Source organism: Devosia ginsengisoli (assembly GCF_024707105.1).
Classification (GTDB): Bacteria; Pseudomonadota; Alphaproteobacteria; order Rhizobiales; family Devosiaceae; genus Devosia; species Devosia ginsengisoli_A.
Map to the genome: position 1 here is coordinate 220997 of NZ_JANQAJ010000013.1, position 15004 is coordinate 236000.

Sequence of the window (15004 nt, forward strand, 5' to 3'; positions counted from 1 at the left end):
ACTCACGTGGCCGCCAGCAGCGCGTCGAGCAGTTCCTTGACCACCGACACCACACGCGCATTGGCGGCATAGGCATTCTGCAATTCCATGAGGCGTGCCATTTCCTCGTCGACATTGACGCCGTAGTCGGATTCCATCTGGTCCACGATGGTATCCAGCGTCAGTTGCCGGTCGGCATTCCTGGTAATGGCGGCATTGGCGGTCGAACCCTGGAAACTGACCACCTGCGAGATCAGCTCGCTGAGATTGCCGCTGAGCTGGAAGCGGCCGGCATTGGCCACCGGATTGCCGCCGGATACGAACTGCATCTTGTTGAGCTGGTCGATCACATAATTGGCGCGGTCGGCATCGCCCAGCGTGCCCCCGACCTCGTGCTGCACCAGCAGGCGATTGTCCGCGATGATGGCCGGATCGATGGAAATGCGCGCCGCAAAGCCCTGCTTCTGCGGCGGATCGGTATCGAGGTTGTTGGTGAAAGCCGAATTGCCCTGATCCACGAACAGGTTGAAGCCCAGCCCCGAGCCCTGCAATCCCGTCGAGCTCGAACGGGCGACGAGCGTGCGCACGTCGGTATTGCCCGCCGCACCATCGTCTAGGATACGAAGATTGTTCGTCCCGGTGCTGCTGATGTTCAGATTGGGCAGCTTGGCGTCGAGCGTCGCGGCAACGGCGGTTGCGCCGGCCGAGAAATCCACGCCAATGACCCGCTGGCCGGAGGCGTCGATATAGTCCTGCGCCTGGCTGGTATTGACGATGCGGACCCGCTTTTCCACGCCGTTCTCGGCATAGGTGAGCAGCACATCGTTACCCGGCGCCAGGTTGGAAATATCGACATCCAGCCCTTCGGCGGTGCCATCGGTGGCGGCGACGCCATCGGTTCTGTTGGTCGAGAAAGCCATGGCCAGGCTGGCCGCGATCTCGTCGAGTTGCTCCTGCGCCTCGACCAGCGTCTTGTCGCGCAAGGCGACCAGACCGCCGAGTTCACCGCCCTGCAACACCCCCTGCGCCAGCAGGTCGATGGTGAGGCCTGACGGGGTCGTCAGCGTCATCTTGCCGACCGTACTCTTGGCCGGGTCCGGATCGAAGGTCGAGTTCGGCGACAGGGTACCGGCGCTCTCGAACTTGAAGCTCGAAACGCCATTGTCGAGCAGGCCGACGCCGGACCGCGTCATCAGCGCCACCGTGCCATCGGGACGGTAATCCGCCCGCACGTCGATCATCTCGGCGACAGAGGAAACCAGGCGGTCGCGCTGGTCGAGCAGCGCTGCGCGCGAGGAGTCCGTCATGCCCAGATCGAGCATGCGGTGGTTGACCTCGGCGAGCGAGTTCAGCATGCCGTTGAGGCTGTGGACGTTGGCGGCGATCTGCCCTTCGGTCTCCTGCCGCATCCCCTGGATGGTGGTGGACAGCCGGTTGAGCGTTTCCACCATGTTCTGCGCCGCAGCGACGGCATCGGCCCGCGCATTGTAGTCGTCGGGGCTGGTTGCGATGCCTTGCAGCGCGTTCTGCAGGTTGCCGAACACCGTATCGAGCGAGCCGGCCGTGCCGGGCTTGCCCATGAAGCCCTGCATGCGGTCGAGGAAGCTGGCCTGGATGCTCGAATTGGCGGAATCCGACACCTGGCGAGTGTAATAGGCCTGCAGGCTGGCATTGAAGGCGCGCTGCGTGCCCACGGAGCGCGCGTAGCTGCTGTCCTGCGAATTGTAGTCGACAATGTTGAGCGTCTGCCGGTGATAGCCGGGCGTACCGGCATTGGCGACGTTGCGGCTCAGGATGTCGAGCGAGTCCTGATTGACCCGCAGGCCGGACACGGCGTTGATAAGGGACGATGTCAGACCCATTCACGGGACTCCGCACTGAACAAGGCGGTTCGGGGCACCGGCCCCGAACCCTACTGCCGGACCCGCCTCAGCGGACCATATTGAGCGCTTCCTGCAGCATCTCGTCGGCGGTGCTGACGATGCGCGTGCCGGCCGCATAGGCCTGCTGCGTCACGATCAGCTTGGTGAATTCGTCGGAAATGTCGGTATTGGACGCTTCCAGTGCTCCGCCGATAATGCCCGAACCGGCAATGTCGAGCAGTGCCTCGCCGGATTCCGACGTTGCCGCGAAGACGCCGCCATCCAGGCGCTTCAGCTTGTTGATGGCGTTGAATTCGGCCGTCACCACCTGCGCCATGTCGATGCGTTCGCCATTGGAATAGGTGGCAACCACCCGGCCATTGTCATTGATGGCCACCGAGACGAACTCGCCCGCGCCATAGCCGTTCTGGTTGATGACCGAGACATTGGCCGTGCCGTTGACGTCAGCAAACTGCGACATGCCGTTGTCGTAGCGCATTTCCACGTCGCCGATCGCCACGCCGTTCACGTTGAGACCGGTCAGTGTCGTGGCGCCGGTCGAAGGCAGGGCCAGCGAGCCGTTCGCGGCGAACTGGAAGGTCTCGTTGACGCGGGTCCACTTGGTTTCCGCGCCGGCCGCATTGCTGTTGGACATGTAGTAGAGGTGCCAGGTATCGGCCCCGCCGCTGGTGGCCTGGGGGCTGTCCACCTTGGCCCAGCGCAGGGTGACGGCCGCCGGAGCACCATTTTCGGCATAGACCGTGATGGCGCCGCCATAGATCGAGTTGGACTCGAACTTGACGTTCTGGTCGGCCGTGATGCTGTTGACGGGTGTGCCCTGCGGCACCGAGCTTACCGGCTGGGTGGTGGTGAAACCCAGGGCGGTACCGCCGCCGCCATCGGTAGCGCTCACCGCTAGGCTGACGCCGGAGCCGGTCGGCATGGTGACCACCAGGTGGTCCGAGCCATCCAGGGCGACCGTGGAGCCGCCGGCGCCCGTCCGCCCCTGCATGTGGGTTTCAATGGCAGCGGCAAGTCCGGCCAGGGTATTGGTCGGCGCGACCGAGATGTCGATATACATATTGGCGGCATTGTTCGCCGGAATCGTGCCGCCATCCTGGAAGTGATAGGTGAACGGCGTCCCGCCGACATCGATCCTGACGGAGTCGCCATCCAGATCGGTGATGGCGGCGGCCCATGGCGCGCTCGAGATGGAATTGGCGGACGTGAATGTCGCGGCCGGATCGTAGTCCGCCGCATGCAGCAGCTCGCTGTTCGGAACATTGGCCCGATACGCGCTGGTCTTCGGCATCTGCGGCAGGTTGGCCTGATAGTTGATGCTGTTCGTCTGCCGGGCCGGCAGGAAGGAGTTGGACAGCTTGATGACTTCAGGCACCGAGCCCGAAATATTGCCCGTACCCGGATCGATCGGCAGGCCCTTGAGGTAATAGCCGGCGCCATTGACCAGCATACCGTCCTTGTCGATCTCGAAATCGCCGCGGCGGGTATAGAAATTGGTGCCGGCGAACACGGCATTGCCGTCCGACTGACCGACTTTGGGTTCGACCACGAAGAAGCCGTTGGAATTGAGCGCGATGAAGGTCTCGTTCGAAACCGTCTTGATATCGCCCTGCACATCGTTGGTGCCGCGCGACTGGGCCAGCACGGCGCCGGGCACCTGGCGCGAAATCGGGGCATCGGGAATGAGATCGAGGAAATCGGTCTCGATCCGCTTGTAACCCGTGGTCTGCGAGTTCGCGATATTGCCCGAGATATTCTCCAGCGCGTGGGCCTGGGCCCGCAGACCGGTCACCGCACTGGAAAGAGCGCCATAAATGCCCATGTGATACTCCGTAAAACCCGTTTGCGTCACCGGACGCGTTCGCCATATCTGATGCAAACGGGATGCCAACTCGGCGCAACGTTGAATTTGTTGAGCTTTTTGGCCCGGACAGGTCAAAATGTGGCAACATGTCGGCAATTGAGTCCGAGCGGGCGGCAGAAATTGCCGCCCGCTTGTGAAGGCGGGGCGGTTGCAGTAATGCAAGGGCCTGAAATTCCGGGGCATTCCATGCTGTTCAGTAGTGCCGATGAGTTCGTGAAAGCGCCACGCCGCGCCGTGACGGTGTTCGGCATGGCCGGCGTCGGCAAGACGCGGCTGTCCAACATGCTGCGCGCCAGCAAGTGGTTTCACTACTCGGCCGACTATCGCATCGGCACGCGCTATATGGGCGAGTACATCGTCGACAACTTCAAGCTCGAGGCGATGAAGGTGCCGTTCCTGGCCGAGCTGCTGCGCTCGGACTCGATCTACATCTCGTCCAATATCACCTTCGATAATCTCGATCCGCTATCGACCTATCTCGGCACGCCCGGCAATCCCGACAAGGGCGGCCTGCCGCTGGCCGAATACCAGCGCCGCCAGGAGCAGCACCGGATCGCCGAGGTCGATGCGCTCAAGGACGTGCCGCATTTCATCGAGCGCGCCAAGGCGCTCTATGGCTATGACGATTTCATCGCCGATACCGGCGGCTCGCTGATCGAGGTGATCGACCCCACCGACCCCGAAGACCCTGTCGTCAAGACGCTGGCCGCCTCGACCGCCCTGCTCTACATCCGCGGCACGGAAAAGGACGCGACCGAACTGGTGCGCCGTTTCCGGCAGTCGCCCAAGCCCATGTATTACCGGCCGCCCTTCCTCCTCGAGAAATGGGCCGAATACAAGCTGATCAACGGCATCGTGGAAGATTGCGATGTCGACCCGCTGGGCTTCGGCGCCTGGGGCTTCGAGGCGCTGCTGCATGACCGGCTGCCGCGCTACCAGGCGCTGGCTGATAATTTCGGCTATGTGGTCGAAGCATCGGACCTGGCCACGGTCCGCGACGGCGACGAATTCATCGATCTCATGGCCGCCGCGATCGAGCAGCGAATGCGTTAGCGCGGGCTCCGCTGGAGACGCGCACCGCCTGAATCGCTTTTCGATCAAACTCGTTCAAGAGGCTGATATGCCTATCCGAATTCCCGACAATCTGCCTGCCCGCAAGACCCTCGAAGACGAGGGCGTCTATGTGATGGATTCCGCGCGCGCCGCAAGGCAGGACATCCGCCCGCTCGAAATCGGCCTGCTCAACCTGATGCCCAACAAGGAGCGCACCGAAACCCAGTTCACCCGCCTCATCGGCTCGACGCCCCTGCAGGTGGACCTGACGCTGGTGCGCGTGACCGAGCACCAGTCCAAGAATACGTCCGAAGACTATCTGCGAACCTTCTACAAGACCTGGGAAGAGGTGCGGGAGAAGAAGTTCGACGGCTTCATCGTCACCGGCGCGCCCATCGCCAACATTCCCTTCGAGGAGGTGCGCTACTGGCCCGAAATGCTCGAAATCATGGATTGGACGCAGACCAATGTGCACCACACCATGTTCATCTGCTGGGGCGCGCAGGCGGCCTTGCACCACTTCCATGGCGCCAGTCGCTACCGCATGGCCGAAAAGGCCTTCGGCGTGTTCCGCCACAAGGTGATCAACCCGCGCTCACCCTTCCTGCGCGGCTTCTCGGACAGCCCGATGATCCCCGTGTCGCGCTACAACGACATCGACCGGACCACCCTCGGGCCGGATCTCGATGTGCTGATCGACAATGCCGACATCGGCGTCTGCATGCTGGGCGATGAAAAGCACCGCGCCGTGCATTTCCTCAACCACCTGGAATATGACAACCGCTCGCTGGCCGACGAATTCGAGCGCGACCAGAAGGCGGGGCTGGACACGCCGCCACCGCTCAACCTCTTTCCCAATGGCGACACATCGGCCACGCCGGAAAACCGCTGGCGCAGCCATGCCCATCTGCTGTTCCAGAACTGGATCAACGAGATCTACCAGACCACGCCATATGAGATGGACAGGATCGGCACTGGCGTCTGACCCGGTCGGGCTCCGCCACGGCGGAGCCCAAACGCTTGAACCGCCGCCACAAATCCCTATCTTGCGCAGGGACAAGTGAGACAAAAGCGTGCCCCAGCCACCCACGACCATCGTCGACGAACTGGGCATTGCCCTGTCCAACCTGGCCGATGCCGCCACGGGCGCCTTTACCCCGACATTGCGGCTGGGCGTGACCGGCCTCAGCCGGGCCGGCAAGACCATCTTCATCACCGCCTTGGTGCATAACCTGCTGACTGGCGGCCGCCTGCCCGGCTTCGCGCCGCTGGCCGAAGGCCGCTTCATCGGTGCGCGGCTCGCCGAATATCCCGACGCCACCATTCCCCGCTTTGCCTATGAGCAGCATCTGGACGCGTTGACCGGCAGGGTGCCGACCTGGCCGGAAAGCACGCGGCGGATTTCTCAGTTGCGCGTGGTGCTGAAATTCCAGTCCAAACACTGGTATTCCGGCATGACCGGCCCTTCCACTGTCAATCTCGACATTGTCGACTATCCCGGCGAATGGCTGCTCGACCTGCCTTTGCTGGGCCTGAGCTTTGCCGAATGGAGCGCCGAGGCGCTGGACCGCGCCGACCGCCCCGGCTCCGGCAAGGAGGCCGGACCGTTCCTCGACCTGCTTGAAAGCATCGATCCGCTCAAGGAGGCCAACGATCCCGACGCGGAGAAGCTGGCCACCGCTTTTACTGACTATCTGCGCAAGAGCCGGGAACATCAGGCGCTCTCGACCCTGCCGCCCGGCCGTTTCCTCCTGCCCGGGGACCTGGAGGGTTCGCCCGCACTGACCTTTGCCCCGCTACCACCGCAGCGGCAGGCCATTCGCGGCAACAGCCTCTACGCCATGCTGGAGCATCGCTACGAGGCCTACAAGGACCGCGTGGTCCGCCCCTTCTTCCGCGACCACTTTGCCCGGCTGGACCGACAGATCGTGCTGGTGGACGCGCTGCGGGCGCTCAATGCCGGCCCGACGGCCGTGGCGGACCTGGAGACCGCGCTGACGGCTGTGCTCGGCTGCTTCCGGCAGGGCGAGACCAATCCCCTGCTGCGGCCCTTCGTGCGCAAGATCGACCGGATATTGTTCGCGGCCACCAAGGCCGACCATGTGCATCACACCAGCCATGACCGGCTGGAAGCCATTCTCAATCGCCTCGTGGCCAATGCCGGCAAGCGCGCGCGCTTTGCCGGGGCCGAGGTCAAATCCATCGCCATGGCCGGCATTCGCGCTACGCGCGAGGGCACGATCAGCGAAGGTGGTGAAACGCTGCCGACCATTATCGGCACGCCGATGAAAGGCGAGGTGCTTGATGGCACCACCTATGACGGCAAGACGGAAATCGCCTTGTTTCCCGGTGACTTACCGGAACGGCCGGATTCATTGTTCGAAGACGGCACGCCCGTCGCGCTCAACTTCCTGCGCTTCACCCCGCCGCAGAAGCTCGACCGCAACGCCAATGGCGACGTGGTGCTGCCCCATATCCGCTTCGACCGCGCGCTCGACTATCTGGTGGGAGACTGGCTCGCATGAAACGTCCCGTCGCGCGCCCGACCGCGCAGGCTGCTGATACGCCCGAGCTCATCCGCGCGCCCCGGGCCTTCGCCCCGGCCAAGGTCGAGATAGCAGAGCCGGAATTCGACACGACACCGGATGAAACGCTGATCGCGTCCACGCCCCGCCGCATGGGCTGGGTCGGCCGGCTGGCCTGGACCGCCGGCGGCATATTGGTCTCGGCTGGGCTGGGCCTCGCTGCCGACCGGCTGATCCGCGATCTCTTCGCCGCCAATGAATGGCTTGGCTGGCTCGGGCTCGGCGTGCTGGGCGTGTTCCTCATCGCCGTGCTGGCGCTGGCCGCCCGCGAAGTTTTCGCGCTGCGCCGCCTGCGGGTGCTCGATGCGCTGAAGCGCGATGCGGCGCAGGCGACCGCCGACAACGACGGACATAAGGCGAAGCGGGTCGTCGACAGTCTTGAGGGCATCTATGCCGGCCGGCCCGACCTGGCGCGGGCGCGGCAGGGCGTGGCCGACAACCTGCCCCATATGTTCGATGGCCACGAGATGATCGCGCTGGCCGAACGGAGCCTGATGGCGCCGCTCGATGCGCGGGCGAAAGTGCTGACCGCTGCGTCGGCACGGCGCGTGGCGCTGGTGACCACGGTGTCGCCCCGCGCGCTCGTCGATATCGCCTTCGTCATCTATGAGAGCATCCGCCTCGCCGGGGCCATTGCGGCGCTCTACGGAGCCCGTCCAGGCCTGTTCGGCTTCTGGCGGCTCACTGGCGCCATCCTGGCCCATCTGGCCGTCACCGGTGGCCTGGTGCTGACCGACGGTGTGGTGGAACAACTGGTAGGCCAGGGGCTGGCGGCCAAACTCTCCGCCCGGCTGGGCGAGGGCGTGGTCAATGGATTGATGACGGTGCGCGTCGGCATCGCCGCCATGCGCGTGGTCCGCCCCCTGCCCTTCGAGACGCAGAAACAGCCCATGGTGCGGGACTTCATCCCCGAACTGACCAACGTCACTGCTGCTCAGGCAAAAAGTCCTCAGTAGACCTCATGGTGAGCCTGTCGGACCACGAGGTCGTGGCAGGATTTGGTGCGCCCGACCTCGTGGTTCGACGGGCTCACCATGAGGTCTCAGGATCGTCAGTCCTTGGCGGCGCTCGGTGCCAGGGTGACCTTGAGCCCATCGATCGCATCGCTGCACAGAATCTGGCAGCAGAGCCGGGAGTTGGAGCGGACATCGCCGACGCTGTCGAGCATGTCTTCTTCCTCGTCGCTGGGCGCGCCAACCACGTCCAGCCACTCCTTGTCGACATAGACATGGCAGGTGGCGCAGCTCATGGCACCACCGCATTCGGCCTTGATGTTGAGGCCCCAGTCGCGAATGACCTCCATGACGCGCCAGCCCTCGAGCCCTTCGAGCTCGTGGTTTTCGCCGGCCTGGTCTGTGACATGGATGATCATGGGCAGCTTCTCAATATCAGGCAACGCCGAGCTTTTTCTGCAGCTTGGTGGAGCTGGTCGTATACTGGAACACCACCCGCTCGTCCGGCGAAACGATCTTCTTGGCAGCCTGGGCCATCAGCGCCGCTTCATGGAAGCCGGAGAGGATGAGCTTGAGCTTGCCGGGGTAATAGTTGATGTCGCCAATGGCGAAGATGCCCGGCACCGAGGTTTCGAACTTCTCGGTGTCGACGACAATCGTATTGTCGTTGAGTTCGAGCCCCCAATCGGCCACCGGACCCAGCTTCATGGTGAGGCCGAAGAAGGGCAGCAAACGCGTTGCGGGCACGGAGAGATCGCCGGCATCGGTGGTCAGGTGCACGTGGTTGATCTGGCCATTCTCGCCGTCGAGCTTGGCGATCTGGCCGGTGAGGAAGTTGATCTTCCCCTCGCCCACCAGCTCCTGCATCTTGTTGACCGAGGCCGGGGCCGCCTTGAACACGGCGCGGCGGTGGACCAGGGTCAGCGAGCGGACGATGGGCTGGAGATTGAGGGTCCAGTCGAGCGCGGAATCCCCGCCCCCGACGATGACCACATCCTGGCCGCGGAAATCGTCCATCTTGCGGACGGAATAGAAAACCGATGTGTTTTCAAACGCTTCGATGCCATCCACCGGCGGGCGCTTGGGCTGGAACGAGCCGCCACCGGCCGCGATCACCACGACCTTGGCATGGAACACCTCGTCGGCATCGGTCGACAGCTTGAACGAGCCGTCCGCCTGCTTTTCGATGGTGTTGATCATGCGGTTGAAGTGGAATTCCGGTGCAAACGGCGCAATCTGGGCCATCAGATTTTCGGTCAGTTGCTGGCCGGTGACCACGGGGAAGCCGGGAATGTCGTAGATGGGCTTTTCGGGATAAAGCTCGGCGCACTGGCCGCCGGGGCGATCCAGAATGTCGATGAAATGACATTTGAGATCGAGCAATCCGAGTTCGAAAGCCGCGAACAGCCCGCAAGGGCCCGCGCCGATCACAACGACATCGGTGGTGATTTCAGTGGTCATTTCGTCTCAAAGTCCGTTTTCACCGGGACGTCAAGGGTCCCGGGTAATATGAGTAACGCGATCCACTTACCTCAGTGGACGCGTCGAAGGAAGGGGCGAGTGCCGACGGGGACTTCCGCGGTGCCGACCGGCTGATAGAACAGCGCCACCTCGGGCAGCCGGTCCTCGATGAGCGCCTGGCGGGTCGGCTCGTGCGTGACCACGAAAGCGGTGAAGCCGCAGCGCCGCATCAGCGGAATCTGGTCCTGCAACACGTCACCAACGGCCCTGATTTCGTTAACGTACTGGTAACGTTGAGCGAGCAGACGCGCGGAAGAATAGCCGCGCCCATCGGTGAAGGCGGGGAACTTGATGGCGATCGAGGCAAAGCGCCCGACATCGGCTTCCACATCCTCGATCCGGTCGCCCGGCGACACCAGCAGACCCAGCGGATGCGGGTTGGCGAGAAAGGCGTCGCGGTTGGCCAGGAAGACCGGCAGCGGGACATGGGTGTAGCTGGCCGTGGCCGGATCGCTCCCCTCGGTCCATTCATGGAACGGGTCAGCCATGAAGGCGCCGTTCTTCCACAGCGTATGGCGGGTCGCGGCAGTCATCGGCGAGGCGATCGCTCCGTTGAAATCGAAATGGATGCCGCACTCTTTCTTGTTGAGGCCGCGCCACCGTCCGGCGCGCGGGTCCTCGCCCTCGGCAACAACCGAGGTGCAGGGCGCGCAACCGATCGACTTGTAGCCCTTAGCGAACAGCGGATGCTCGGGCAAGCCGTGGTCGATCTTGTACTGGTTGACATCGGCGTCGGAGAAATAGGCCAGCGGATTGACCTTGATGCGATCGTCGCTGGTCAGTTCGAAATGCGGCAGCACGCCGCGTTCCTTGGTCTGGAAACGCTTGCGCCCGGTGACCCAGCCGCCGAACTGCTCGGTGATCGGCTCCAGCGGCTCGGTCTTGCGGATATGGCAGCAGGAATCCGGATCGGTTTCCCAGAGGTCGCCATTGGGATCGAAGCGCTTCACATCCTCCACGGCAGGCCGGATGGCATGGACGTTGATGAGACCGAGATGCTTCTTGAGCGTCTCGACATAGTCGAGCGTCTCGGGGAAGTGCTTGCCGGTTTCGAGGAAATAGACCGGCATGGACGGATCGACCTGCGCCACCAGATGCAGCAGCACGGCGGAATCGGCGCCAAAGGACGAAACGATGGCGAGGTCGCCCGGCAGCACGTCGCTGATGGCATAGCGCAGCACGCCCAGCGCATCCATGTCGTCGAACATGCCGTTGAGAGCGACGATGCCCAGCGCGCGCAGCTTGTCATGCGCGGGCTGAGCAGGGGCGAGCTTAGGCAGCGCCATAAAGGGCCTCCTTGAAGGGGGCTTCGCCGAGGCGACGATAGGCCTCGATGAAGGTTTCCTCGGCGCTGGTACGGCGGGCGATATAGGTATCGACCAGGGTCTCGATGGCGCCGGGCACATTCTCGGCTTCGAAACCGGGCCCGATGATCTTGCCCACCGAAGCGTTCTCGGTGGCGTCGCCCCCAGGGTGATCTGGTAAAGCTCGCCGCCCTTCTTCTCCACGCCCAGAATGCCGATATGGCCGACATGATGGTGGCCGCAGGCATTGATGCAGCCGGAAATCTTGATCTTGAGATCGCCGATTTCGGCCTGGCGCTGGGGCTCGGCGAATTTGCGCGAGATTTCCTGCGCGATCGGGATCGAGCGGGCATTGGCCAGGGCGCAGAAATCGAGGCCCGGGCAGCAGATCATGTCGGTGATGAGCCCGGTATTGCCCTCGGCCAGGCCAGCCGCCACCAGCGCGTCATAGACCACGCGCAAGTCGGCAATGGCGACATGGGGCAGGACCAGGTTCTGTTCATGGGTAACGCGCAATTCGTCGAACGAATAGCGCTCGGCCAGATCGGCGACGACATCCATCTGCACATCGGTCGCATCGCCCGGTGCGCCGCCGACCGGCTTGAGCGAAATGGTGACCGAGGCGTAGCCAGGCTGGCGATGCGAATTGATATTGTTGTCGAGCCAGCGGCCATAGGCCGGGTCGATGATGGATTCGTAGGCCACATCGATCTTCGTGGCCGTCTGGACCTTGAAATCCGGCGCCGCGAAATAGGTGGTGATGCGATCGACTTCCTCGGCCGGCAGGGTCAGAACGCCACCGCGCACCTGGGCGAACTCGTTTTCCACCTGGCCCTTGATGGTCTCAAGGCCCTCTTCGTGGACGAGGATCTTGATGCGCGCCTTGAACTTGTTGTCGCGGCGACCATAGCGGTTGTAAACGCGCATGATGGATTCGAGATAGGCGAGCAGATGCTCGTTGGGCACGAAGCTGTTGATCAGCTTGCCGACAATCGGCGTGCGCCCCAACCCGCCGCCGACCCAGACTTCCCAGCCGATATCGCCGGCAGCATTGGCCACGGCCTGCAGGCCGATATCGTGGAAGCGGATGGCCGCCCGGTCATTGGGCGACCCGCTCATCGCAATCTTGAACTTGCGCGGCAGATAGCTGAATTCTGGATGCAGGCTCGACCATTGCCGGATGATCTCGGCCACCGGACGGGGGTCGATGATCTCGTCGGCGGCAGCGCCGGCGAACTGGTCGGTCGTCGTATTGCGGATGCAATTGCCCGACGTCTGGATCGCATGCATTTCCACCGAGCCCAGCTCACGCAGGATCTCGGGCACGTCCTTGAGCTTGGGCCAGTTGAACTGGATGTTCTGGCGCGTGGTGAAGTGGCCATAGCCGCGATCATAGGTGCGGGCGATGTGGGCCAGCTTGCGCAACTGGCGCGACGACAGCGTGCCATAGGGCACGGCAATGCGCAGCATATAGGCATGCAACTGCAGGTAGAGCCCGTTCATCAGGCGCAGCGGGCGGAACTGATCTTCCGACAGCTCGCCCGACAGACGCCGGTTCACCTGGTCGGAAAATTGCGCGGTGCGGCCAGCAACGAAGGCCGCGTCGAATTCGTCATATCGATACATGACCGTCCTCACCCAGGCGCTGGCGCTCATAGACCTGGCCATTCAAGGTCAGCGGCGCGGTGGGGCCGGCCGCCCTTATGCGTTCGCGCAGGCGCTTGGGCACGATCCTGTCGCCGTCATGGGACACATCCTCGATCTCGAGGCTGACAATGCGGCCACCGGCCTTGGTGGCGGCCAGCGCGGCATCGCGCTCCGCGGTCTCGTCCTTCGAAAAGAGGCGCGCAGCCTGCAAGTCCTCGACCCAGCGATTGTTGGCGTCGAGATAGACCGTGCCGCCCGATATCAGTTCGTTGCCTGTCAGAATTTCCATGTCGTCACGCTACCCTGAAGCTCTGTCCGGCCAATCGGGCAGCGTCTGCCCAGTCGCCGGCCGCAACCGCTTCGCCTACGAAAATGATTGCCGGACCGTCGCTGAACGCAACCTGACCGGCCGAAAGGGCACCCAGCGTGCCCGCATAAGTGGATTTGTCGGCCCGGCCGGCATTGACCACGATGCCGACAGGCAAGCTCGGTGCCGCGCCATGCGCGACCAGCCTGGCGGCGACATCCGATGCGATGGACTTGCCCATATAGAGCGCCAGCGTGAGGCCCGACTGCGCCAGCGCGGCCCAATGGCTGAGTTCACCATCGTCGGCGCCATGGGCGGTGGCCATGATGAAGCCTGATGACACCTTGCGCAGGGTGACCGGCGTGGCGGTATCGGCGGCAGCGGCCAGGGCGGCGCTGATGCCCGGCACGATCTGCCAGGCGATGCCCGCCTTGCGCAGGGCGGCGATTTCCTCGCCGGCGCGGCCGAAGATCATCGGATCGCCCGACTTGAGGCGGGCGACGCGCTTGCCCTGCCGCGCCAGCCGCACGATCAGCGTATTGATCTGCGCCTGCGAAAAGCTGTGATGGCCCTTGGCCTTGCCGACATCGATACGCTCGGCATCGCGCCGGCCCATGTCGATGACGACTGATGGCACCAACTGGTCATGCACGATGACATCGGCTTCCTGCAGCAGCCGCTGGGCGCGCAGGGTGAGCAGGTCTTCCGAACCGGGGCCGGCGCCGATCAGCCAGACCACGCCCTGCCCTTCGGCACGGGCATGCGCGGCCAGCAGGGTTTCGGCAGCCTCGAGCCCCTGCCCCCTGATATCGGCGGCTTCCACTTCGGGCGAGGTCACCAGCGCTTCATAGAAGCGGCGGCGGGCCGGACCATCGTGAATCAGCTTCTCAGCCGCGTGGCGCAAGCCCCCGGCGAGCCTGGCGATTTTCCCGATGCGCGGCGACAGCATGGCCTCGATGCGGGCACGCACCAGCCGGGCCAGCACCGGCGCATCGCCTTCGGTGGAGATGGCGACGGTCAACGGGGCGCGGTCGACGATCGAGGGCGTGTAGAAATCGCATTCGGCCGGCACATCGACCACATTGAGCGGAATGCCACGCGCCCGCGCCTCGGCCTTGGCCAGTTCGGCATCGGGGCCTTCTTCGGCGACGAAGAGCAAGGCCGCATTCTCGAGATCACCGGGCACGAAGGCGCGCTCAATCACCTCGACGGCGAAGGCGCTGAAATCGGCCTGGATGTGGCGGGAAATAATGACTACCGAAGCAGTCGTCTTAGTTACCAATCGGACCTTGTTGAGGGCTTCATCACCACCGCCGAGGATGACGATGCGCTGACCCAGTACTTTGTAGCTCAACGGAAATGTGTTGAGTTGACCCATTGGAACCCTGATTGTGCGTAGCAGGAAAATAATCCAAACCAGCCCATCGCGGCAAGACGTTGAAATTCAATAGCTTTTTTATTTCCCTGTGAAGGGCCGGCGTGGAATGCCTCGCATGCCTTTGGCGCATAGAAGCTAAATGAATCTTCGCGCGGGGAAGCGGGAGAAATTTTCGCTCGCCCATGGCGTGCCCGAATGCCTCTAGCCCTGGCGGCTCGGCACGTGGACGACCAGCCCGTCCAGCTCGTCCTTGACCTTGATCTGGCAGGAGAGGCGGCTCTGAGCTTTCACGTCGAAGGCGAAATCGAGCATGTCTTCTTCCATCACAGACGGGCCGCCGACCGTTTCGGTCCAGGCGTCGTCGACATAGACGTGGCAGGTGGCACAGGTGCAGGCGCCGCCGCATTCGGCGACAATGCCGGGAATGCCATTCATGATGGCTGTTTCCATCACCGTGGCGCCGTTTTCGCCCTCTGTCTCGATGCGTTCGCCGTCCTGCTGGACGAATGTGATCTTGGTCATGGTGTCTT

The 15004-nt window shown here is 63.4% G+C and carries 12 protein-coding genes and 1 pseudogene; 4 read left to right on the forward strand and 9 right to left on the reverse strand.

What is annotated here, in order from left to right:
- Positions 1-2 precede the first annotated feature (2 nt).
- Both flgK and NVV79_RS21195 read right to left on the reverse strand, forming a co-directional pair.
- Entirely contained in the window at positions 3-1841 is a 1839-nt protein-coding gene (flgK, locus tag NVV79_RS21190) for a flagellar hook-associated protein FlgK (protein ID WP_303993815.1), read from the reverse strand.
- A 67-nt stretch (positions 1842-1908) separates the two neighbouring features.
- Positions 1909-3684: a flagellar hook protein FlgE gene (locus tag NVV79_RS21195; protein WP_303993817.1), complete on the reverse strand. Its 1776-nt coding sequence runs from the start codon at positions 3682-3684 to the stop codon at positions 1909-1911.
- A 228-nt stretch (positions 3685-3912) separates the two neighbouring features.
- Here NVV79_RS21195 and NVV79_RS21200 point away from each other — a divergent pair, with 228 nt between their 5' ends.
- From NVV79_RS21200 to NVV79_RS21215, 4 genes are all read left to right on the forward strand, one after another.
- Positions 3913-4779: an ATPase gene (locus NVV79_RS21200; RefSeq protein WP_303993820.1), complete on the forward strand. Its 867-nt coding sequence runs from the start codon at positions 3913-3915 to the stop codon at positions 4777-4779.
- 67 nt (positions 4780-4846) lie between these two features.
- Positions 4847-5764, forward strand: a complete 918-nt coding sequence (metA, locus tag NVV79_RS21205; protein WP_303993823.1) for a homoserine O-succinyltransferase — start codon at positions 4847-4849, stop codon at positions 5762-5764.
- 88 nt (positions 5765-5852) lie between these two features.
- Positions 5853-7304 carry a YcjX family protein gene (locus NVV79_RS21210; RefSeq protein WP_303993826.1) on the forward strand — a complete coding sequence of 484 codons (1452 nt, stop codon included), beginning with the start codon at positions 5853-5855 and terminating at the stop codon, positions 7302-7304.
- Positions 7301-8320, forward strand: coding sequence for a YcjF family protein (locus tag NVV79_RS21215; protein WP_303993829.1), 1020 nt, complete (start codon positions 7301-7303; stop codon positions 8318-8320). The genes NVV79_RS21210 and NVV79_RS21215 overlap by 4 nt, the downstream gene beginning before the upstream one ends.
- Positions 8321-8415: 95 nt before the next feature.
- Here NVV79_RS21215 and NVV79_RS21220 read toward each other — a convergent pair whose 3' ends face one another.
- From NVV79_RS21220 to NVV79_RS21250, 7 genes and pseudogenes are all read right to left on the reverse strand, one after another.
- A complete protein-coding gene (locus NVV79_RS21220) occupies positions 8416-8736 on the reverse strand; it encodes a 2Fe-2S iron-sulfur cluster-binding protein (protein ID WP_303993831.1) in 321 nt (106 codons plus the stop codon).
- Between the two features lie 16 nt (positions 8737-8752).
- Positions 8753-9778 carry an NAD(P)/FAD-dependent oxidoreductase gene (locus tag NVV79_RS21225; RefSeq protein WP_303993834.1) on the reverse strand — a complete coding sequence of 342 codons (1026 nt, stop codon included), beginning with the start codon at positions 9776-9778 and terminating at the stop codon, positions 8753-8755.
- A 71-nt stretch (positions 9779-9849) separates the two neighbouring features.
- The gene (locus tag NVV79_RS21230) at positions 9850-11124 is read right to left on the reverse strand and encodes a phosphoadenylyl-sulfate reductase (RefSeq protein WP_303993837.1); all 1275 of its coding nucleotides are present in this window, start codon (positions 11122-11124) and stop codon (positions 9850-9852) included.
- Positions 11111-12768, reverse strand: a pseudogene (locus tag NVV79_RS21235) (nitrite/sulfite reductase). Before NVV79_RS21235 ends, NVV79_RS21230 begins: the two are co-directional and overlap by 14 nt.
- Complete coding sequence (locus NVV79_RS21240; protein WP_303993838.1) at positions 12755-13078, reverse strand: DUF2849 domain-containing protein; 324 nt, start codon at positions 13076-13078, stop codon at positions 12755-12757. Before NVV79_RS21240 ends, NVV79_RS21235 begins: the two are co-directional and overlap by 14 nt.
- A 4-nt stretch (positions 13079-13082) precedes the next feature.
- Positions 13083-14450, reverse strand: coding sequence for a siroheme synthase CysG (gene cysG, locus NVV79_RS21245; RefSeq protein WP_303993840.1), 1368 nt, complete (start codon positions 14448-14450; stop codon positions 13083-13085).
- A gap of 225 nt (positions 14451-14675) precedes the next feature.
- On the reverse strand, positions 14676-14996 hold the full coding sequence (locus tag NVV79_RS21250; protein ID WP_303993842.1) for a 2Fe-2S iron-sulfur cluster-binding protein: 321 nt from the start codon (positions 14994-14996) through the stop codon (positions 14676-14678).
- Positions 14997-15004 lie beyond the last annotated feature (8 nt).